This window comes from Seonamhaeicola sp. (assembly GCF_028281565.1).
In the GTDB taxonomy this organism is placed as follows: Bacteria; Bacteroidota; Bacteroidia; order Flavobacteriales; family Flavobacteriaceae; genus Seonamhaeicola.
Map to the genome: position 1 here is coordinate 51,935 of NZ_JANQJQ010000047.1, position 24,227 is coordinate 76,161.

13 protein-coding genes are annotated in these 24,227 nt (G+C 37.8%); 10 read left to right on the forward strand and 3 right to left on the reverse strand.

Features of this window, described 5'->3' with window-relative positions:
- Positions 1-16: 16 nt before the first annotated feature.
- Together Q0983_RS19815 and Q0983_RS19820 are read right to left on the reverse strand one after the other, a co-directional pair.
- Positions 17-1,618, reverse strand: a complete 1,602-nt coding sequence (locus tag Q0983_RS19815; RefSeq protein ID WP_299556871.1) for a RagB/SusD family nutrient uptake outer membrane protein — start codon at positions 1,616-1,618, stop codon at positions 17-19.
- A gap of 10 nt (positions 1,619-1,628) precedes the next feature.
- Positions 1,629-4,574 carry a SusC/RagA family TonB-linked outer membrane protein gene (locus Q0983_RS19820; protein WP_299556873.1) on the reverse strand — a complete coding sequence of 982 codons (2,946 nt, stop codon included), beginning with the start codon at positions 4,572-4,574 and terminating at the stop codon, positions 1,629-1,631.
- A 248-nt stretch (positions 4,575-4,822) separates the two neighbouring features.
- Here Q0983_RS19820 and Q0983_RS19825 point away from each other — a divergent pair, with 248 nt between their 5' ends.
- From Q0983_RS19825 to Q0983_RS19870, 10 genes are all read left to right on the forward strand, one after another.
- Positions 4,823-5,896: a LacI family DNA-binding transcriptional regulator gene (locus tag Q0983_RS19825; RefSeq protein ID WP_299556875.1), complete on the forward strand. Its 1,074-nt coding sequence runs from the start codon at positions 4,823-4,825 to the stop codon at positions 5,894-5,896.
- A 132-nt stretch (positions 5,897-6,028) separates the two neighbouring features.
- Positions 6,029-7,366 (forward strand): MFS transporter, encoded by a 1,338-nt coding sequence (locus Q0983_RS19830; protein WP_299556877.1) that lies wholly within the window; start codon positions 6,029-6,031, stop codon positions 7,364-7,366.
- 3 nt (positions 7,367-7,369) lie between these two features.
- Positions 7,370-8,029: a beta-phosphoglucomutase gene (gene pgmB / locus Q0983_RS19835; protein ID WP_299556879.1), complete on the forward strand. Its 660-nt coding sequence runs from the start codon at positions 7,370-7,372 to the stop codon at positions 8,027-8,029.
- 7 nt (positions 8,030-8,036) lie between these two features.
- Complete coding sequence (locus tag Q0983_RS19840; RefSeq protein ID WP_299556881.1) at positions 8,037-10,343, forward strand: glycoside hydrolase family 65 protein; 2,307 nt, start codon at positions 8,037-8,039, stop codon at positions 10,341-10,343.
- A gap of 16 nt (positions 10,344-10,359) precedes the next feature.
- Complete coding sequence (locus Q0983_RS19845; RefSeq protein WP_299556883.1) at positions 10,360-12,303, forward strand: glycoside hydrolase family 13 protein; 1,944 nt, start codon at positions 10,360-10,362, stop codon at positions 12,301-12,303.
- Positions 12,304-12,305: 2 nt separating this feature from the next.
- On the forward strand, positions 12,306-14,360 hold the full coding sequence (locus Q0983_RS19850) for an alpha/beta hydrolase-fold protein (protein WP_299556885.1): 2,055 nt from the start codon (positions 12,306-12,308) through the stop codon (positions 14,358-14,360).
- A 50-nt stretch (positions 14,361-14,410) separates the two neighbouring features.
- Positions 14,411-16,843 (forward strand): TIM-barrel domain-containing protein, encoded by a 2,433-nt coding sequence (locus Q0983_RS19855; RefSeq protein WP_299556887.1) that lies wholly within the window; start codon positions 14,411-14,413, stop codon positions 16,841-16,843.
- Between the two features lie 4 nt (positions 16,844-16,847).
- Positions 16,848-18,722, forward strand: coding sequence for an alpha-amylase family glycosyl hydrolase (locus tag Q0983_RS19860; RefSeq protein ID WP_299556889.1), 1,875 nt, complete (start codon positions 16,848-16,850; stop codon positions 18,720-18,722).
- Between the two features lies 1 nt (position 18,723).
- Positions 18,724-20,367, forward strand: coding sequence for an alpha-amylase family glycosyl hydrolase (locus Q0983_RS19865; protein WP_299556891.1), 1,644 nt, complete (start codon positions 18,724-18,726; stop codon positions 20,365-20,367).
- A gap of 117 nt (positions 20,368-20,484) precedes the next feature.
- Positions 20,485-22,863 carry a GAF domain-containing protein gene (locus Q0983_RS19870; RefSeq protein WP_299556893.1) on the forward strand — a complete coding sequence of 793 codons (2,379 nt, stop codon included), beginning with the start codon at positions 20,485-20,487 and terminating at the stop codon, positions 22,861-22,863.
- On the opposite strand, the gene Q0983_RS19875 is transcribed toward Q0983_RS19870, so the two are convergent.
- Positions 22,860-24,059: a Pycsar system effector family protein gene (locus Q0983_RS19875; protein ID WP_299556895.1), complete on the reverse strand. Its 1,200-nt coding sequence runs from the start codon at positions 24,057-24,059 to the stop codon at positions 22,860-22,862. The genes Q0983_RS19870 and Q0983_RS19875 overlap by 4 nt on opposite strands.
- Positions 24,060-24,227 lie beyond the last annotated feature (168 nt).

The window sequence follows — 24,227 nt, forward strand, 5'->3', positions numbered from 1 at the left end:
CTTAATTTTTTAAATATTAATATCCAGTGTTCTGGGTTAGGTTAGGGTTTGCCGCCATACTTCCTACCGGAATAGGGAATACATTAAAATGAGCAGGTAGGGCAATACCATTACTTCCGTTTCCTTTCCAAGCCCAATTGTAGTTTCCACCTGTAAATCTGCCATATCTAATAAGATCTTGTCTTCTATGAGCTTCCCAATGTAATTCACGTGATCTTTCGTCCAGAATAAAGTCTAAAGTCATGTCTCCCGACGTTAACACCACAGGATTATTGGCTCTCGCTCTTAAGGCGTTCAAGTAGCCAAGAGCTGTAGTGGCATTGCCGCCACCTCCTCTAAGATGGGCTTCTGCATACATTAAGTATACATCTGCAAGTCTGTATAACGGGAAATCCGTATCTACAAATGTCTTATCAACTCCAAAACCACCGGTTGAGGTTGCATTAGAGTATTTTTGAATGATGTAACCAGTGTCCCTATCTGATATATCAGCAATATCAATAGGTCTGTCTGCAGAAATAAGTGTGTTTCTGTCATCATTTGCAAAAGCACCTTCAAAAAGAGTAGCAAATTGTTTTCTAACTCTTAAAGCACCTCCCCATCCTTCTGTGCCTACACCAACTTCGTCTCCATTCTTCTCTATACTTCCAACCGAACCGTTGATCATTACTGTGGTTGGACCATAGTTTTGAGTTGTTACTCCGTCTGAAACAATTGGGAAGATAATTTCATTTCTTGCAGAATTTGTATTGTTGTCTGCCATGAAATTGTGTAGATAGTCATCAGCCAAGGTATAGCCACCACCAATGATTTGATCGCAATAAGCAATGCATTCGGCGTATTTAGGTTCTCCTACATATACTTCTGCATTTAAATAGATTTTGGCTAAAATCATCTGTGCAACTGCTCTGTCTGCTCTACCATATTCATTCTGTCTTGCAGGAACCAGGAGATTTTCAATTTCCTTAAGTTCAGATTCTATAAAAGCGAATAATAGGCCTCTGTTATAAACTTCGGGTTGTGAATTGATTGGTGTTGTTTCATCGGCAAAATTTGCCTTTCCAAAAAGATCCATTAAATAGTAGTATGCCATAGCTCTCATTAATCTTGCTTCTGCACGGTAAACGGCTATGTCATTTCTAGTGGCTTCAGAAACATTTCTGGAACTTAATTTGTCATCTGTTGTTTCACGTAAGAAGTTATTAGCTAAAGCAACTGATAAATGTGCCCTACTAAACATGCCCAATAATAATGGGTTTTGAGCCGTCCAGATGTTTCGTTGTAATTCTCTGGTCCCCGGGTCATTCTCATAAGACCAAATCATTTGGTCTGCCGCCAATGTTTGTGTGTAAAGTAAAACACGACCAAATTGGCTGGTACCCGCATCAATATTTTTTAAGTTAGAACTTGTAGCACCGTCGGTACCTGTTAATGCCAAGTTAGCATAAATACCTGCAAGCACTTGCTTGTAAGCAGCTTCATTAGTAAAAAGTTCTTCACTTAAAATGGTTTGGTCATCGTTTGGAGTAATATTCAAATCATCAGTACAAGATGTAAGTGTAACGATAAAAAGACATATTATTCCAATTGTTTTGTGCATTTTAAATCTTGTCTTCATAGTTGTTTTTTTAAAATTTAATGTTAGCTCCCACCAATACGGTCCTTGGTCTTGGATATACCACATTATCAATACCTAATGTTAATGTAAGGTCTGAGTCATTGTCTGTTACCTCTGGGTCTAACCCACTGTAGTTCGTTATAGTAAATACGTTTTGTACGCCACCCCAAACTCTAACACTTTTTAGGATTTTGGAAACATCATTAAATGTGTATCCTAAAGTGATATTGTCCATTCTTAAGAAGGAGGCATTTTCAACGTAAATGTCTGATATGATGACATCCGATGTTCTTTGGAAGTTTGTTTCCAATACACTTGTTGGAATATTTCCAAGTACAGCATTATCATTTAACAATTCATATTGAGCTCTTGAGGATCTTACGTTGTTATATACATAGTTTCCAAGGTTAGCTCTTAAGTTGAATGCGAAATCGAAGTTTTTGTAAAGTAAATTAGATTGAAAACCAAATATGGCATTTGCCCCAGGGTTTTCTTTTATATAACGATCATTGTCATTAATTATATTATCTCCATTTAAATCGGCGTAAGCGCCTTCTATTGGATTACCATTGGTATCATATAATTGTTTGAATACATAGAAAGAGTTAGGGGCTTCTCCTTCTCTGTGGATTTGGATATTATTTCCTGTACCACCACTTATTCCACCGGTTCTAACATCCTGACCAAGTGCAAGTTCTTTAACTTCTCTATCTAACAACGTAGCATTGAAGTTGAAGTCTATGCTTAAATCATCATTTTTAACAACATCCGTATTAACGGAAAACTCTAAACCTTGTATTTGAAGTTCCCCAATATTTTGGATAATACTATTTGAGAAGTTAGTTCCATCCGGAACAGCTGCTGTAAATAAAAGATCGGTAGAATTCTTTTGGAAGAAGTTCAACGAGCCCGACACCTTATTGTCAAATAAGCCATAATCAATACCTACTTCTAATGTAGTAGTATCTTCCCATTTTAAATCCGGGTTTATTTCAGAGGCTATTAAAGATAGAATAACCTCATTTCCAAATTGGAATTGAGAATCTGATCTTCCGCCTCTATATCTGTTTAAGAAGATATCCTTTTCTGATATGGACTGCTGACCTGTAATCCCGTATCCAAGACGAAGTTTTAAGTTGGAAAATACGCTAGAGTCTTTCATGAAATCTTCATCGCTGATAGTCCACGCAAAAGCGGCTGCAGGGAAATCACCCCATTGATTATCCTGGCTAAAGCGGGATGTTCCATCTCTTCTATAAGTAAGAGTTAAAGCATACTTATCATTAAGTGATATATTAGCTCTACCGAAGAAACCAATTAAAACAACATCAGGATCTGTGTAGAAATCATCCACACTTAAAGGGTCGGTAATATTTCTACCGTTTTTTCCACTATTTGTAAAGCGTTGGTAAGAATATCCGGCTGTTAAATCCAAACCTACATTGTCTAAGTCCTTTTTGTAGTTGAGATATCCGTCAAAAAGTTCATTGGTTCTTTCTTGCGAATTTTCTCTGAATTCTCCTTTAAATAATATGTCTTGATCTGTGGTTGCCTGTAAACGATCTCTGGAATCAAACCCTTTTGCCTCCGTTTTGTCATAACCCAGGTTTATAACCATTCTTAATTCAGGAAGGAAATGGAATTTGTAATCAAAATTTAAGTTTCCATAAAACCTGTTGGCATCACCTAAATTGTTTCTTTGCAATAACTGTGCAACCGGATTTGTAGTACCATTTGCAACTTGATCTCCTGTTCTGTGCTGGTAGAATCCTCCAAAAGGTGAACTGGAATCATAAACTGGTTTTGTTGGATCATAGCGCATAGCTGCTCCAATTTGTCCGGCATCTGCAAATCTATTATCCTCAAAAGCAAGGTTAGCATTTAAACTTACTTTTAGGTGGTCGTCGAAAAATTTTGGATTTAATGCCAGGCTTAAGTTTCTTCTTTCAAACTTAGATGTTTGTAAAGCACCTTCCTGATCTACAAGGCCAAAAGAAAATCTTGCTGGAAGAATTTTAAACAAAGCTCCCTGCATAGAAACATTATGTTGTGAGGATACCGTATTTCTGAAGATTTCATCTTGCCAGTTGGTATTAGCCCCACCTAAAAGGCTTTCGTCTATAGTTGTTCCGTTAATAGGTTGAGATCTTACAAGGTCTCTGAAAGCATTTCCGGAAAAAACATCAATAGTGTTTGTAACCTCTCCAAAACTGTATTGGGTGTCATAAGTCGCACTAAACGTTGATTTACCTTTTTTAGTTACAATAATAATTACACCGTTAGAGGCTCGGGAACCATAAATGGCCGTTGCAGATGCATCTTTTAAAACCGAAAAAGAATCAATGTCATTGGGGTTGATAGATGCTAGAACACCTCTTGACCCGGTAACACCGTCATTGGAAATAGGTAACCCGTCAATAATAATTAATGGGTCATTAGAACCATTAATAGAGGCTCCACCACGAATTCTAATTTGCGAACCTGAACCCGGAGCTCCACTGGTATTAACACTTACCCCGGCAATACGACCATTAATAAGGTTTTCCGGAGTAACAATGTTTCCTTTGGTAAAGTCTTCGGAAGTAACGGCTTCTACAGAACCGGTAGCATCCTTTTTTGTAGTAGAACCGTACCCAATAATTACGATTTCATCTAATTGGGCGGCATCTTCAGTTAGCTGAACATCCAGAGTAGCCTGACCCGTAAAAGTAATTTCTACAGGTTGATACCCAACATAAGAGAATACTAAGATGTCTCCATTGTTAGCTTCAATCTGGTAATTACCATCAAAGTCTGTTGCTGTTCCGGTTGTTGAATCTTTAATAACAACATTTACTCCTGGAAGTGGAATAGAAGTTGATTTTTCTGTTACCGTTCCTTTTACTATAGTCTGTGCAAATACACCTATCGGCACAAAAAACAAGAAAAGCAGTAACCTATTCATTGTTGTTTTCATACAATAACTTTTAAAATTAATGTCTTAGTTAGTCAATATATTTTCACTTCTCGAGGATAAAATTATGTAAAGGAATTGTTAAGAAAGAATTTTGAGTTACGAAATTCTCAGCGAAAACGTTTTCGTGTTGAAAACTTTTTATTTTTTTGCTGAAATTTTAAGAAAACCTAATATTTGAACAGTTGTTTTAATATGTTTATATTTAGCATAACGAATATATTTTTTCTACTTAATTGATTCATAGCTACATGAAGCGAAAAATTACCCTAAAACAAATTGCTAAAGAACTGGATGTGTCTGTTTCCACCGTTTCAAAAGCGCTGAGCGGGAGTAAAGAAATTAGTGAAGATACTACCCAAAAAATTCAGGCTTTTGCTAAACTTTATAACTACAGGCCCAATAATATTGCGCTTAGTTTAAAGAATAGAAAAACCAAGACTATAGGGATTTTAATTCCCGAAATAGTACACCATTTCTTTTCTACGGTTATTAGAGGTATTGAAAGAGTAGCAAACAGGCGTGGTTATAATGTTATTGTGGGGTTGTCTAACGAATCCTTTACCAAAGAGGTTATAAATATGGAATTGTTAGCCGGAGGCAGTATAGATGGTTTCATTCTATCCATTTCAAAAGAGACCCTTTTAAAACAAGATTATCATCATTTTAATGCCACAATTGATCAGGGGATGCCTATTGTGATGTTTGATAGGGTGGTTGCAGAAGTTGACTGTGATAAGGTGATTGTTGATGATATGAAAGGGGCCGTAAAAGCTGTGAATTTACTTATTGAAAAAGCGTGCAAGAATATAGCACTTATTACTACAATGGACTATGTAAGTGTTGGAAGGTTGAGAACGCAAGGGTATTTAGAGGCGTTGCAGGATCATGAGATCGAAGCGGACCCAAATCTGATCCTAAAAATTGACGACAGTTTAGATGTTGAGAACCATTTGGAGATCCTGGAAAATGAGATTGAAACTTTTTTCAGAATGAATAAAACCATAGATGGTGTTTTTGCAGTTAACGAACTTTATGCAGTCACGGCTATGAAAGTTGCCAGAAAATTAGGATTGAACATTCCTGATGATATTCAGGTCATTGGATTCACTGATGGCGTACTTTCAAAACACGCTACGCCAAGCTTAACTACCGTGAGTCAGCATGGTCAAAAAATTGGCGAACAGTCAGCAAACTTGCTGATTGACAGGCTGGAAGCAGAGGATTCGGAACAGGATTCTTACATTGTAAACACCGACCGAAAAAAGGACTTTATCAAGATGGTTATTGAGACCGAAATTATTGCGAGAGAATCTACTAAATGAAAATTTATTTGGAAGAATAAGAATCTTTTCTATATCTTTGATGCGAAATCAAAACTTATATTTTCACTTCTCGCATAAGTTTTGATAAGTACATATCGCTTATCAAATAGTATTAATTTAAACATACTATTTATGGAAAAGCGTAGATTAAGTTTCTGGGAAATCTGGAACATGAGTTTCGGTTTCTTGGGAATCCAAATGGGGTTCGCCCTTCAAAATGCCAACGCAAGTAGAATACTTCAAATTTTTGGTGCCGATGTCCATCATTTGTCATGGTTTTGGATTGTTGCTCCGTTAACAGGATTGATAGTTCAGCCAATTATTGGTTATTATAGTGACAAGACCTGGAATCGATTAGGAAGAAGACGCCCATACTTTTTAACAGGAGCAGTTTTAGCCTCTTTGGGTTTAATATTAATGCCGAATGCTGATATGTTCACGGCATTTATGCCGGCACTTTGGGTAGGAGCAGGCATGCTTATGATTATGGATGCTTCTTTTAACATTGCTATGGAACCTTTTAGAGCTTTGGTGGCCGATATGTTACCTTCAGATCAAAGAACACTTGGTTTTAGTGTTCAAACAGTCCTAATTGGAGTTGGGGCAGTGATCGGATCATGGCTTCCCTATGTTATGACTAATTGGTTTGGTGTGACAAATGAAGCTGATACAGGAGGCGTTCCTTTTAACCTTTTGCTTTCGTTCATTATAGGTGCAGGCGTTTTAATTGTTAGTATCCTGGTTACTGTATTCACAACAAAAGAATATTCACCAGAAGAAATGGCTCAATTCGATACAAGTGCTGAAGCACATGTAGAAGAATCTTCCAGCCTGCTGGATATTTTTACAGATTTTAAAAGAATGCCACAAACCATGCGTCAGCTGGCTTGGGTGCAATTCTTCTCTTGGTTTGGTTTATTTGGTATGTGGGTGTTTAGTACACCGGCCATTGCATCCCATATTTATGGTTTGGATGTTAGCGATACGCATAGTAAATCGTTTCAAGATGCGGGTGATTGGGTTGGATGGTTGTTCGGGATATATAATTTGGTCTCGGCTATATACGCTTTTTTATTACCGGCCATTGCAAAAAAAATAGGAAGAAAAAGAACGCACGCTTATTCTTTGATTATTGGTGGGTTGGGATTGATGTCACTTTACATTATGCCCAGTAAAGAGCTTACCATGCTCTCAATGGTTGGTGTAGGTATTGCCTGGGCGAGTATATTGGCTATGCCATATGCGATTCTTGCAGGATCTATACCTCCAAAAAAAATGGGCGTATATATGGGGATTTTCAATTTCTTCATTGTGCTTCCTCAAATTTTAAATGCGCTTATTGGCGGGCCATTAGTTAAGTATGTATATAATGATCAGGCAATCTTTGCTTTGGTAATTAGTGGTGTCAGTTTATTGATAGCGGCAGCACTGGTTTCAAAGGTGAAAGATGTAGACGATGTAATTCAATAAAACATGAGTAAAGTAGGAGTCATATTCGATTTAGATGGTGTTATAGTAGACACCGCCAAATATCATTTTTTGGCATGGAAAAAGCTGGCAGATGGCTTAGGGTTTGAGTTTACAGAAGAACATAACGAACTCTTAAAGGGCGTAAGCCGCGTGAGATCTTTGGAAATATTGCTGGATATTGGCAATGTAACGGTTTCCGAAGAAAAGAAACAAGAGTTTTTGGTGAGCAAAAATGAAGATTATCTAGGCTATATCACCAAAATGGAAGCCGATGAAATTCTTCCGGGGGCATCTGAATTATTAGATGCTTTAGACGCCGCCGGTATTAAGTATGTATTGGGTTCAGCCAGTAAAAACGCACCGTTAATTCTGAAACAGATAGGGCTTTATGATCGGTTTGAAGGTATTGTTGACGGTAACAGTGTATCAAAAGCAAAACCGGACCCGGAGGTGTTTTTAATAGGGGCTGAAAAGCTGAAGCTTTCGCCGGATCAATGCGTCGTTTTTGAAGACGCCATAGCCGGTATTGAAGCGGCTAAAAACGCTAATATGATATCAGTAGGAATAGGGGATAAAAACACCCTGAGTGAAGCAGATTACAATTTCAACGACTTGACCGAAGTTCCGGTGAACTTCTTTGAGGCGTTAATGACATTAAATTGAGAGAACAATGAATCAAGATTATATAAAACCAGATAATTGGTCCATTATAGAAGAAGGGTTTCAACCTGAGCGTGTTGAATCTTCCGAAAGTTTGTTCAGTATAGGTAATGGTGCCATGGGGCAACGTGCCAATTTTGAGGAAGCTTACTCCGGAGAAACCTTTCAGGGGAGTTATATTGCAGGGGTTTATTACCCGGATAAAACGCGTGTAGGCTGGTGGAAAAATGGTTACCCTGAGTATTTTGCCAAAGTACTAAACGCACCCAATTGGATAGGAATAAATGTTGTGGTAAATGGCGAACCATTAGACCTGGGTACTTGCAAAAAAGTTGAAAAGTTCCGTAGAGAGCTTAACATGCAGGAAGGTTGGTTATCCAGAAGTTTTACGGCAACACTTCAAAATAATATAACGGTTAATGTAAGTGCTAAACGTTTTTTGAGCTTAGATTTAGATGAACTGGGAGCTATTCAATATAGCATCACGCCTGTAAATAGTGATGCGGACATTAGCTTTGAACCTTATTTGGATAATGGCATCACTAATAAAGACACCAACTGGGACGATAAGTTCTGGGATGTTCTGTTAGTGAGTCATGAAGACCAGCAGGCTTTCATTGAGGCCAGAACCATGAAAACCGATTTCCATGTATGTACTTATATGGAATCTCAAGTGTCTTTAAACGGTGAAAGTATTTCTGTAGACCCGACCATTCAAACCGACTCCAATTACGTTTCGTTTGAATACCTGCAGAAAATAAATCAGAATGATACCTATACCATTACCAAATATGGCGGCTATACGGTTGACATGAACCATCACAAAATACAGTTGGTTAATGCAGCAAAAAAAGTTTTAAAAACAGCTTTTAAGCTTGGATTCGACAAGCTGTTAGAACAACAAAAAGAAGCCTGGGCAAGCATTTGGGAACGCGCCGATATTACTATTGATGGCGATGTAAAAGCACAGCAGGGTATTCGTTTTAATATCTTTCAATTGAATCAAACGTATTTAGGAAAGGATTCAAGATTAAACATCGGGCCAAAAGGATTTACAGGTGAAAAATATGGGGGTAGTACCTATTGGGATACCGAAGCCTATTGTATTCCGTTTTACATGGCAACCAAAGACCAAAGTGTAGCTAAAACCCTTTTGGAATATCGCTATAACCATTTGGAAAAAGCCATTGAAAATGCTGAAAAATTAGGTTTTACCAACGGTGCGGCTTTATATCCCATGGTGACTATGAATGGCGAAGAATGCCATAACGAATGGGAAATTACCTTTGAAGAAATTCATCGTAACGGTGCCATTTCCTTCGCTATTTACAACTATTACCGTTATACCGGAGATTACAGTTATATTCCTGAAAAAGGGTTGGAAGTATTGATTGGTATTGCCCGTTTTTGGCAACAACGCGCTACCTTTTCAACGGACAAGAACAAATATGTTATTCTTGGAGTTACAGGTCCGAATGAATACGAAAACAATGTAAACAACAACTGGTATACAAACTATTTAGCGCAATGGTGCATTAACTACGCGCTGGAAACTATTGAAAAAGTAGATGCCGAATACCAGTCAGACTTTTTAAGAATTGCCAAAAAAGTGAAGCTGACAAAGTCGGAAATGGCCCTTTGGAAAGCAGTAGCTGATAATATGTACTTCCCCTATTCACAAAAGCATCATGTGTATTTGCAACAGGATGGTTTTTTAGATAAGGAACTAATAAGTGTAGCAGATTTAGATAAGTCGCAACGCCCAATCAACCAACATTGGTCCTGGGATAGAATTTTACGTTCGCCTTATATTAAACAAGCCGATATACTTCAGGGATTCTACTTTTTTGAAGATCAATTTACAGATGAGGAATTAGCGCGTCATTTCGATTTTTACGAACCATTTACCGTGCATGAAAGTTCACTGTCGCCATGTGTACATAGCATTCAGGCCGCTAAACTGGGTAGAATGGAACAGGCCTATACGTTCTATTTACGGACCTCACGTTTGGATTTAGATGATTACAATCACGAAGTGCACGAAGGCTTGCACATCACGTCTATGGCCGGAACCTGGATGAGTATTGTGGAAGGGTTTGGTGGTATGCGTGTAAAAGATAATATGCTGTCGTTCACACCTCAAATTCCAAAACAATGGAAAGGGTATTCTTTTAAGGTGAACTTTAGAGATGCTATTATAAAAGTAAATGTAACGCAAAACGGAACCAATTTTGAACTAGAAGGGAAACACGAATTGCAAATTCTGGTGAATGATACTTTGGTAACTATTGAGCCAAATAATCTGGTAACAGTTTAATTTAATTTTAATGAAAATGAAAAATTTAGTCAGAATGGCTGCTATATTTTTCTTAGCTCTCAGTTTTTCTTGTAACGAGAAAAAAGAGCATGTAGCTAATGAAACCCCTTCAGAACCTATTATGGAATTTCAGGAAATAGAGCGCATTGAACCCCTAAACTGGTGGGTAGGTTTTAAAAATCAGGAATTACAACTATTGGTAAAACATCCCAATATTTCGAAAGCTGTACCTCAAATAAATTATGCCGGGGTGACTATTGATAAAGTGCATAAAGCGGATAGCCCAAACTATTTATTTATCGATTTAACGCTTGCTGAAACCACTAAAGCTGGGAAATTCAATATAGAGTTTACTTTTGAAAACGGAGATAAAAAACAACATACCTATGAGTTGAAAACAAGGAAAAAATCTGCTGATGATTTTATCGGTTTTGATAGTTCGGATGCCATTTACTTGATAACTCCTGACCGATTTGCAAACGGAAATCCTGAGAACGACATAGTGGGGTCCATGAACGAAACCACAATTGACAGAACAGATGGTTATGCCAGACATGGTGGGGATATTAGAGGGATTATAAATCATTTAGATTATATTCACGATCTTGGTTATACCGCAATTTGGCCTTGTCCTTTATTGACAAATGATATGCCCAGAGGGTCTTATCATGGTTACGCTATGACCGATTACTATGAGATTGACCCACGCTTTGGAACTTTAGAGGATTATCTGGAATTATCTTCAAAAATGTCTGCAAAAGGGATGAAGTTAGTTATGGACCAGGTGGCAAACCATTGTGGACTTGAGCATTGGTGGATGAAAGATCTACCATTTAAAGATTGGGTAAATTATCAGCCGCATTATGAAGAAAATAAGGATGACTGGAATGGTCAGGTTACCAAAACCTCTAACCATAAAAGAACCGCCAATCAGGATATTTATGCTTCCAAAGCAGATAAAGAAGGTATGACGGATGGTTGGTTTGTTTCGGATATGCCCGATTTAAATCAGCGTAATCCGTATATGGCCAAATACATCATTCAAAACAGTATTTGGTGGGTAGAGACTGCAAACTTAGGAGGCATCCGTCAAGACACTTATCCATATCCGAATAAAGATTTTATGGGTCAATGGGCGGGCGCCATTATGACCGAATATCCTAATTTCAGTATTGTGGGAGAAGAGTGGAGTTATAATCCATTACTTATTGCTTACTGGCAAAATGGTGCGAAAAATAAGGACGGATACAATTCTAATCTCAGATCACCAATGGATTTTGCCATGCAACGGAAAGTTGTGGAGGCTTTAAATGAAGAAGAATCCTGGGATAGAGGTTTGGTAAAAATCTATGAAGGACTGGCTAACGATTTTCACTATGTAAAGCCAAAAGACTTATTGATTTTTCCCGATAATCACGATATGAGCCGCATTTTCACCCAACTAAATGGTGATGTGATTAATACCAAAATGGCATTGAGCTATATACTCACTTTACCAAGAATTCCTCAGGTTTATTATGGTACGGAAATACTAATGGACGATTTTGATAAACCTGGAGACCACGGGCTTATTAGGACCGATTTCCCTGGTGGTTGGGAAGGTGACAGCATAAATGCGTTTACCGGAGAAGGTCTTACAGCTGCTCAAAAAGGTATGCAAACATTCCTGAGCAAGGTGCTTAATTACAGAAAAAATAGTAAAGCTATACATGAAGGTAGTACGACCCATTTTGCACCCCAAAATGGTATTTACGCCCTGTTTAGAACTAATGGAGATGAGACGGTTGTCCATATAATTAATAAAAATGAAGGTGTAACAAACTTAGATTTATCAAGGTTTGATGAAATAGGTCTTAACGGAAAAACCTTAAAGAATATAGTAAGCGAAGATACTATGGTTTGGGGTGATACATTAGAGCTGAAAGAAAAAGGAAGCATGATTTTAACTACTAAGTTTTAGTTATGGATCGATTAATAGTAATCTGCTTCCTTTTACTTTTTTGGTCTTGTAAAACAGACAAAAAGCAGGATAATGATAATCCTGTTTTGGGAGATGAGGTGGTCACGTTTATAGTAAACGGTTACCCTGAAGGGCATAGCCTGAACGATGCTATTTATATTTCTGGCGATTTTGAGGGTTGGTCCGGTGGACGGGAACAATTCAAATTAAAACAAGAACATGATTTTTATGCTGTAAGTATTCCCAAGTATCGTAAAAACATCAATTTTAAGTTCACAAAAGGAAACTGGGATGTCGTAGAATGTAGGTCTAATGGAAACCCTATTGAAAATAGGAAATATGCCTTCAGCAAATTAAAGGATACGGTTTTTGTGACCATTGCCAATTGGAACCATCCTGAAAATCAAAGTAATAATGCTACGGCTGCACCTAACGTGCAGGTTTTTGCGGAGGCGTATTTAATGCCTCAGTTAGATAGAAAACGAAAAATCTCAATTTATTTACCACCGGATTACGAGGCTTCTAATGAGAGTTATCCCGTGCTTTACATGCATGATGGACAGAATGTATTTGATGTTTCCACATCTTATGCAGGCGAATGGGAGGTAGATGAAACCTTAAATAAAATTTACACAAGAACGGGTTTCGGGCTTATTGTGGTAGCCATAGATCACGGCGGAGAAAAACGCTTTGCTGAATACGCACCTTGGGATCATGAAGAACATGGTAAAGCAGAAGGGGATGCCTATTTGAATTTTATTGTAAATAATTTAAAGCCGGCAATTGACAAGACTTACAGAACCAAGTCTGATGCAAGAAATACAGCCATCATGGGCTCGTCATTAGGAGGATTGATAACCCATTATGCTGCATTTAAATATCCGAATGTTTTTGGAAAAGCAGGTGTGTTTTCACCATCCTATTGGTGTTCTCAAAAAGTTTTTGAACAGGTAAAATCCAATGAGAAACTGTCAAATTCAAGATTGTATTTTCTAATGGGAGGTTTGGAAGACGATCGTATGCTTCCAAATTTCCACAAGATGATTGATTTGCTGAAAGACTCAAATTTCAATTCTGAAAATTTGAAAAAAAATCTGGTTCCTGAAGGCAATCATGATGAAAAACTTTGGCGGGAAAATTTTGAGGACGCTATCACCTGGTTATTCCAATTGGATAAAATGAATGCATCAAAGACATCAAAAGAGATTTCAGAAAATATTGTTGGTAAATTAGATAGGTATCAACCGTTTCCATCAAAATACATCAAACCGCGTCCGGTAGATGTTTGGTTGCCCGAGGATTATTCCAAGGATAAAAAGTATGCCGTATTATATATGCATGACGGCCAAATGTTATTTGATAGTAACGCCACATGGAATAAACAGGAATGGAAAGTGGATGAATGGGCCTCAAAACTTATGAAAGAAGGAAAAACCAAAGACTTTATTGTTGTTGGTATTCATAATATCAAAGAATTGAGGTGGTTTGATCTGTTTCCTCAAAAAGCTTTTAAGAACTTAAAGAAAGGGACCGATATTACGATGCTCCATGACGGCTATGACGGTTTTAATGAGACCTTGTTGAACGGTGACAATTACTTAAAGTTTTTAGTTAAAGAATTAAAACCATTTATAGATTCAAAGTACCCTGTTTACACAGACCGTGAAAACACCTTTGTAGCCGGGTCCAGTATGGGTGGTTTAATGAGCATGTATGCCATTAGCGAATATCCGGATGTTTTTTCAAGGGCCGCTTGTATCTCTACACACTGGGTAGGGTCGGCACCAATTGAAAACAACCCATTGCCGGAGGCTATTTTTAAATACATGGAAGCGCATTTGCCCTCATCAAAAACTCACAGGCTTTATTTCGATTACGGTACTGAGACGCTTGATGCACATTATCCGCAATATGCGCCCAGAGTGGATGCCATTCTTAAGGCAAAAGGCTATACCAATACTAATTCAAGGAATTTAAAATTTGAAGGAACGGATCATTCCGAGAATTCATGGAATCAGAGATTAGATATTCCGTTAACATTTTTATTAAGCAAGTAGACCTGCCAGGTTTTTAAAACCTGGCAGGTCTGAAAAAACATAGCAATTAAATGCAGTATTTAAGACCACTTATCCTATTTCTTTTCTCTTCGGCCTTATCATTTGCTCAAAACGGTAACAGGATTTTTGAAACCGTTATTGAAAATGAAGATCATTTGGTTATTAAAGTAAGTGACGGAGCATACCGTATTCAATTCTATACACCTGAAATTGTTGAAACGTCTTTTATTCCAAAAGGGGAAGCCTTTAAAGAGGTATCTCATGCTGTTGTATTAAACAGGAAACCTGTGAAACCCATGGCAGTGGTAACAAACTCAGGGTTCCATTATACTACCGATGGCATATCTGTAACAATTCAAAAACAACCCTTTCAAATTTCATATGCTTATAAGGAAAAACAAATCATTTCCGAAAAGCGAGGGTATTTCAAATCGGCACATAAACCAATGGATTTGGTAAGTGGTAATATTACGGCTAAGACCACGGAAAAAATTGAATTTAATCTAACCCCGGATGAGGTGCTTTATGGAGGCGGAGCAAGAGCCCTGGGAATGAACCGAAGGGGAAATAAATTACCGCTGTACAACCGGGCACATTATGGTTATGAAACCAGGTCGGAGTTGATGAATTATACAATGCCTATTGTTTTATCTTCAAAACAATATATGGTTCATTTTGATAATGCGCCCATAGGGTATTTGGATTTAGACAGCCAAAGTGATAATACATTAACTTATGAAACTATTTCAGGAAGAAAAACCTATCAGGTCATCGCGGGTGATTCCTGGTATGATATTCTAGATAATTATACCGATTTAACAGGAAAGCAACCCATGCCGCCACGTTGGGCTTTGGGGAATTTTTCCAGCCGGTTTGGATATCATTCACAAGCCGAAACTGAAGCTACGATTACTAAATTTAAAGCGGAAGACATTCCTGTGGACGCCATTATTTTAGACTTATACTGGTTTGGTAAGGAAGTGCAGGGCACTATGGGAAATCTTGAGTTTTTAAAAGATTCTTTCCCTGATCCTAAGCAGATGATTAAAAACCTTCAGGATAAGAATGTAGAAACCATTTTGATTACTGAACCTTTTGTTTTAACAACGTCTAACAGATGGGATGAGGCAGTTAATAAAGATGTATTGGCAAAAGATTCTGTTGGCAACCCATTTACATTCGATTTCTATTTTGGCAACACAGGGTTAATTGATATTTACAACCCAAAAGGGAAAAACTGGTTTAAAAACATTTACAAAGACCTGGCTAAAATGGGTGTTACCGGTTTTTGGGGTGATTTGGGAGAACCCGAAGTACATCCTGATGGATTACTGCATGCTACCGGAACAGCTAACGAGATGCACAACATTTACGGGCATCATTGGGCCGAATTGGTGTATGAAGCCAATAAAGAAGTAAACCCTGACCAAAGGCCGTTTACCTTAATGCGTGCCGGTTATTCGGGATCGCAGCGTTTTGGGTTGATCCCATGGTCGGGCGATGTGAACAGAACCTGGGGTGGATTTCAAAGTCAACCCGAAATTGCACTACAAATGGGTATGCAAGGGTTGGCTTATATGCATTCGGACCTTGGTGGTTTTGCCGGAGCCAATCTGGATGATGAGCTTTATGTCCGTTGGTTGCAATATGGGGTGTTTCAACCAATTTACAGACCGCATGCGCAGGAGGATGTTCCCAGTGAACCGGTGTTTAGGAGTGATAAAGCCAAAGCTTTGGCAAAAGAAGCTATTGAGTTAAGGTATAAATTACTGCCCTACAATTATAATTTGGTTTATGAAAATAATCAATTGGGAAAACCTTTAATGCGTCCGCTCTTTTTTGAAGAGCCAGATAATCCGGAATTGTTCAACGATTCTAAAACTTACTTATGGGGCCATGATATTTTAGTGTCACCCGTTTTATATCCGGGTAAAAAAGAACAAGAAGTTTACTTTCCTGATGGCACTAATTGGTTCGATTTTTACACAGATAAGCGTATTGAAGGGGGACAAACCAAAACAGTTGCCTTAAACGAAAACAATATTCCAACTTATGTGAGAGCAGGCGCTTTTATTCCTATGGCGAAACCTATGCAATCTACTAAGGAGTACAACGCTGATAATTTGGACTTACACTACTATTTTGATAAGTCAATTGAGGAAGTTGAAACAGTATTTTATAATGATGATGGTACATCTGCAGATGCTTTTGAAAAAGGGGCATATGAAATTTTAGAGTTCGAAGCTGAATTTGAAAGATCTTGTTTGGAAATAGAATTAGAAGCAGCGATAGGGAACAACTTTAAAACCCAAATTAAAGACATTCATTTGATAGTACACAACATCAATAAGCAACCGCGGCGTATTAAAATTGACGGTAAAAAAATTGATGCTCATTGGAATGATCAAACAAAAACTTTAAGTATTCCTGTAAAATGGAACCCTTCAGAAGAAATAGAAATAAAAATAAAACTTAAAAAATAACAACATGAATAAAACAGTTATTTTAGCATGTTTTTTAGCATTTACGATCATGTATAGCTGTAAAAAAGAAGTGAAAAAACCACAATCGGATACAAAAACATCGTTTAAGAAAAAACAAGTGGTGTACCAGGTGTTTACACGCCTTTTCGGTAATACCAATGCTACCAACAAACCATGGGGAACTATTGAAGAGAATGGCGTTGGAAAATTTAACGACTTCACTGATAAAGCCCTTAATGAGATCAGGGATTTAGGCGTCACCCATATTTGGTACACCGGTGTGCCGCATCATGATGTTATCACCGACTATACCGAATTTGGTATTTCAAATGATGATCCGGATGTAGTTAAAGGGCGTGCCGGATCACCCTACGCAGTAAAAGATTATTATAATGTAAACCCTGATTTGGCAGAAGATGTTGAAAATCGTCTGGAAGAATTTAAAGCCTTAATTGAACGTTCTCACAATGCCGGGTTAAAAGTGATCATTGATATTGTTCCTAATCATGTGGCCAGAAATTATCAGGGGTTGACCAATCCCGAAGGTGTAAAAGATTTTGGTGCAGACGATGATAAAACGCTAACCTATCATGTAAATAACAACTTTTATTACAATCCTGATGAATCCTTTAAAGTGCCGGTTTGGGAGGGAGACTATTCGCCTTTAGGTGATGAAACACATCCCCTGGAAGATGGTGAATTTGATGAGGTGCCTGCAAAATGGACAGGAAACGGGTCGCGTTTATCACAACCCCATATGAATGACTGGTACGAAACCGTAAAAGTGAATTATGGTGTAACGCCGGACGGAACTAAAGATTTTGATGACTTGCCTGCAGGTTTCGAGAATGAAGATTATCAAAAACATTTTGAGTTTTGGAAAGATAAAACCATCCCGGATTCATGGGTAAAGTTTAGGGATATTGCTTTGTATTGGACCGATATGGGTGTTGATGGATTCCGCTTTGACATGGCAGAAATGGTACCTGTAGAGTTTTGGAGTTATATGAATTCCAGTATAAAAACGAAAAATCACGAAGCCTTTCTGTTGGCCGAGGTATATAACCCGAGTTTGTACAGGGATTATATCAAAAAAGGAAAGATGGATTATTTGTATGACAAGGTGCAATTATATGATACCATTAAACACGTGATGCAAGGCCATGGAAAAACTGATAACATTCCACCAATCCAGGACGATCTGAAGGATATTGAACATCACATGTTGCACTTTTTGGAAAATCATGATGAGCAACGTATTGCCAGCCCTGAGTTTGCAGGCAATGCGGAAAAGGGGAAGCCGGCTATGGTGGTTTCAACTACGATCAGTACCTCACCAACCATGGTTTATTTTGGACAGGAATTAGGCGAGCCCGGAGCAGAAGATGCCGGTTTCGGAAAACCTTCAAGAACCTCTATTTTTGATTATATCGGTGTGCCACATTTACAACGTTGGGTGAATAATAAACAGTTTGATGGCGGACAATCAACTGAAGAAGAAAAAACGTTACGGGACTTTTACAAACGCCTGTTGAACTTTACTGTTAACAGTGCTGCCTTGGCTGGAGCCTATCAGGATGTTCACGCATACAATAGAGAGCGCACAGAAAATTATACTGATAAAGTATTATCTTTTGTTCGGTGGAGTGATGATGAAAAACTTGTAGTCGTGTCTAATTTTGATGACGCAAACACTTATGAGTTTCAATTAAAAATACCTCAAAATGTTATTGACAGCTGGGGTTTAAACGACGGAAATTATAAAGCAAGTGATGTGCTGTATAATGACTATGTCTCTGACTTAAAAGTCGAGAATGGAATGGGAACCATTAGTGTTAAAATAAATGCTTTGGAATCCTTTATTTTAAAAATTGAATAAAATGAGACAGCTTGTAATACTTTTATTAATTGGTACTTTCTTTCTAAACTGTAAAGAAAAACAGGAACCTGTTGAAGTTAAACCCGAAGCACCTTTTGTTTGGGAAGGCGCCAATGTTTACTTTTTGTTGACGGACCGATTTAATAATGGAGATACATCGAACGATGTTAATTTTGACAGGACTAAAGAAACAGCGATACTTCGTGGTTTTAAAGGCGGTGATCTAAAAGGGATCACTCAGAAAATAAACGAAGGTTATTTTACCAATTTGGGTATCAATGCTATCTGGATGACGCCTATTGTGGAGCAAATTCACGGGAGTACTGATGAAGGCACCGGTGTTACATACGGATTCCATGGTTATTGGGCAAAAGACTGGACCGCAATAGACCCTAATTACGGCACCAAACAAGAGCTGCATGAATTGGTTGAAGCCGCCCATAATAAAGGCATTAGAATTTTATTGGATGCCGTTATTAATCATACCGGTCCTATAACTGAAAAAGATCCGGTATGGCCGGAAGGTTGGGTAAGAACAGCACCTACTTGTCAGCATAATTCGTATGAATCCACCATTACCTGTACACTGGTAGATAATTTACCGGATGTTAAAACAGAATCAGATGAGGCTGTGGAGTTACCACCGCAACTGGTTGAAAAATGGAAAGAGGAAGGGCGCTATGAACAGGAAGTTGCCGAACTGGATGCTTTTTTCGAAAGGACAGGCTATCCCAGGGCACCACGGTTTTATATCATAAAATGGTTGACGGATTATATTATCGAATTTGGTGTAGACGGTTATCGTTGTGATACCGTAAAGCACACCGAAGAATACGTTTGGCAGGAATTTAAAACCGAATGTGATCATGCCTTTGCGGAATACAAAAAAGCCAATCCGGAGAAGGTATTGGATGATAACGATTTTTACCTGGTTGGTGAAGTGTATAATTATGGTATCAGCGGAGGAAAGTATTTCGATTTTGGGGATAAAAAAGTCAACTATTTTGATGATCGGTTCACCAGCCAAATCAATTTTGAATTCAAATGGAATGCCAAACAAATGCCTGTTCAGGATATGTTTGATAAGTACAATACAGCACTTCAATCTGACTTAAAAGGGTTTGGTGTATTAAACTATTTAAGTTCACATGATGATCATGATCCTTTTGATGCTAACAGGGAAAAACCATTTGAGACAGCAAATAAATTACTGTTAGCTCCTGGGACGTCACAGGTGTATTACGGTGATGAATCTGCAAGAGTGCTACATGTTGAAGGGGCCAATGGCGATGCACATTTAAGATCTCTAATGAATTGGGAAGATTTAGAGAGTAACCAGGCTATTTTAGAACATTGGCAAAAGTTAGGGCAGTTCAGAAAGAACCATCCGGCTGTGGGAGCAGGTGAACACAAAACACTGAGTTCTCAACCATTTGTGTTCTCCAGAAGTTTTTCAAAAGGCGATTATCATGACAAAGTTGTAATGGGGTTAGATTTACCTAAAGGCCAAAAGGAAATAGACGTTTCCGGCACATTTGAAAATGGTCAAAAGCTGCATGATACCTATTCTAATCAGGACCTAAAAGTGAAAAACGGAAAGGTTCTTATAGATTCGGCGTTTAACATCGTTCTTTTGGAACAATAAATTTGGCGTCCTGGCATAAAATTTAACATAGTTTCTTGTAACATTTTGGGTGTTATGAAGTCTTGTTTTTAACGACTAAGCCAAATATTTGTAAATTTGTTGTACAAGACCAATCATATGACCGATATCAATGATAATATAGAATCCCCTTTAATCTTAAAGGTTAGCTTCAATAAATTGCTGAAATATTATGAAGATTCGGCAGGCAGCGAAGATGAATTCATTGCCACCAGGGCGAAGCGTGTTCTTGAAATAGCCGAGGCATACCCCGAGTTACGGGAAGGCTTTACCGCTATTCAAACTTTAAAGGATAGAAAACAGGAAATTGGTATTATTCTTCAGGATTCCTTTAGTCCGGTGCTGACTAAAAATGAAATTAAAACAGCGTCGGTACCATTTCATAATTTGATATTTAATAAATCGGAGCGGTTTAAGAATATCATTAAAACTGCCGGTGAGGGGTTTGAACTCCAGATAAAAAATATGCCTGAAGATTACAGGTATATTATTGCCTGTACTATTATTTTGAATTTTTGTTATGGGTACAACCTGAGTTTTAAGCGCCCGTTCTATTACGAAATCCCTGATGCCAATGGCATTATGCGTTACTATAAAATCATGTATAATGCTGATTTTTGTGAAATTGTACCTACTAAAGATGCGCCTAAAATTACCCAGGAAGATTACGAAGAACTGTTAGATAATTTTGAGAATTTAGAGCTTTGGAAAGAGAAATTTCCACCAAACAGTTATATGTTCAAAGGCTTTGTGATCTCAAACATTTTTGATGTGACGGATGATCAATCCATTTCTAATATAAAGTCAACCCTTATAGGAGAAGATAAACAGCGGAAAGATGAAACCTTTATGGAAGGCTTTTATGAAATCTTCAGGTCCTTATTGGGAATTAATGATATCAAGGTTGGTTTTTCAATTTATAACCAAGAAGAAAATACCTTTGAGCATGTTTATGAAACTGGTGTTAGTAGTTTTTTGTTAGGTGATCATGAAAAAGAAGACTGTTGTAAAGCCTTATGCGATTGGTCCCATAACCGGCTAATAAAAGAGCATAAATATTTCTCGATTTCTGATGTAGATAAGGTCTATAAGAAAACCGGAGGAAAAGTTCCACAGATAAAGGCATTGTATGAACAAGGCATTAAAAGCGCCATTTTTGCGCCAATTGCTAATGATGAGGGCTTGATGGGGATTCTTGAGATTGTTTCTAACAGGCCTAAAGTACTTAACAGTATCAATGCGAATAAGTTGGTAGATGTGATGCCGTATATTGTCTCCGCCGTGGAGCGTTCAAAAGCTGAGGAAGAAAATCTTATTGAAGCAGTTATTCAAAAAGAATGTACGTCTATCCATCCTAGTGTACATTGGCGTTTTGCTAAGGAAGCCAAGGAGTTTATTAAGGACGAAATGAACGGTAAGGAAGCGCGATTCAGGAAGATTGCTTTTGATGGGGTGTATCCGCTTTACGGTCAAATAGATATTAAAGGGTCTTCGGAAGCCAGAAATAAGGCGACAAAGCAGGACTTAACCCTTCAGTTAAATGCTGTTAAAAATGTATTTAAAAAAGCGCTTGAGATAGAGCCCTTGCCAATTTATGAGCAGTTTATTTATCAGGTGAAAAATTATTTAAAAGGGTTAAAAGACCATTTTCAGGTGGATAGTGAGCAGCAGATCTCTGAGTTTTTTAAACAGGAAGTAGACCCCATATTCCAACATTTAAGCAAGGTTGACGGTTTAGGTGAACTTATAGAATCCTATCATAATAGTATAGATGATAAGGTTGAAGTATTGTATAAGCACCGAAAAGATTATGATGAAACCATTGCCACCATCAATCAGGAAATGGCCTCATTGTTAGATAAAAAGCAGGAAGATGCCCAGGGCATGTATCCGCACTTCTTTGAGCGTTTTAAAACCGATGGTGTTGAGCATAATATGTATATAGGCGAGTCTATTACCAAAGAAGACAGTTTTAATCTTTTATACTTATACAATCTTAGATTGTGGCAATTACAGGTGATGTGCGAAATGGAAAATGCTTATTATCAAATGCAGTCCGGTTTCCCAATTTCATTGGATGTGGCTTCTATGATCCTGGTGTTCAATCAACCGTTGTCCATTAGTTTCAGAATGGACGAAAAACAATTTGATGTAGATGGTACCTATAATGCCAGGTATGAGATTGTGAAAAAACGGGTTGATAAGGCTTTTATAAAAGGGACTAATGAACGTGTCACTCAAAAGGGTAAAATAAGCATTGTATATTCCCAAAAGCAGGATGAGATAGAGTACATGCGTTACATCAAGTTTTTACAGGATAAAAACTACCTTGATGATGATGTTGAAATAGTAGAACTTCAGGATCTGCAGGCAGTAACAGGACTCAAAGCCATTCGCGTGAGTGTATTATATCATAAGAACGAAAATGATAAATCGTTCTACACCTATGATGATCTTATGAAGGAGATCAAGGCTTAACGAATCCCCGATGATTGGAATGCAATAGCAAAAGCAATAACACTTACTATAATACCTACCATAAAGACGCTGTAAGTTAGCCTGAGGATTTTATATTTTTTATCCAATACAAGGCCCAGGAAATACAGATCCTTTTTCATGGATGAGTACAGGTATTCGCGATCCTGCATCATTTCACTCATGGCCCACTCAAAGTCTTTCAAACTCATTTTATGAAAGTTTCCAAAGAACAGTAAATTCACTTTTTTATTGGCAACATCCTCTTTCGTAAATTTGCCACTTGTAACATTAGGACGGGTAGCCAAAACCGAAAGAATAATGGACGCCACCGTTACCAAAACAAAAATAATGGTCGGGATAATTAAATACTTGTTAGAAGGGTTATCCAGTTTAGGGATCAGGTTTGCTAAAACCAGCGACACAATAATAGCATTTACCGAAAGTAAAATATTGGCTTTGGTATCGGCAATATTACTTAAATACATGTGGTTTTTTAAGGTGACCCTGAACATGGTCTCAATACCGCGCTCGGGCATTTCAACCTTATTCTTTTTAAATGTTAACTCTTCTTTTTTTTGCGACAGTTTTTTGTTGTCGGCATCCAGTTTCTTTTTCGTCTTTAATAATTCAGATAAGTTTTTGCCTTTGCGTTTGTCCCAAATGGATGCTGCTTCGGGTGTGTGAAATTTGTGCTTAGTAGATAGAAAGTTGATATTTTCGTCAAGCCATTCGATTTCTGTGTAAGTCTTATTGCATAACAGTTCCCATTCTTTTCGCAAAAGTTCGGACACCTCCATATAGCTTTTGCTGCCAATATGAGAGCAATCGGCATCTCTAATTATTTTTTCGAGCTGGGTTTTAGGCTCATATTCCATTTTGGTTGCCATGATCAATTGGCAAACAGCCTCAATATTGTCAGCAGCATATTTTTTTGAGTTTAAAAATTCCCTGGCAATGCCAACACTCTTTTCTTCATGGTTTTCAATCCCTTCCGTATAACCGGTGTCATGTAACCAACTGCTTAAAAAGAGAATTTCTTTGTCCCCTTCGGATAATTCGCAAAGTGTCGCCAATTCCGTAGTTTTTTCGGCAACACGTTGGGTATGTGTCAGATTATGGTATAAAAACGAGGTATCTAATTTTTCATTTAGAAGTTTGGTGGCAAATTTTTCAGCTTCAATAACTAGGTCGCTCATAACGCAATAAGGTTTATTGGTAAAAATACTAAACTTTAAGGTAAAGTATATAATTGATATTATTTGTCGTAAATTTAAGTATTACTTTCAACCGGCACAGCGTGTGGGGCTTGTAAGAAAACGAATAGTACATCGACCTATTGTAAAGCAAAAACCAAAAATTAAGGA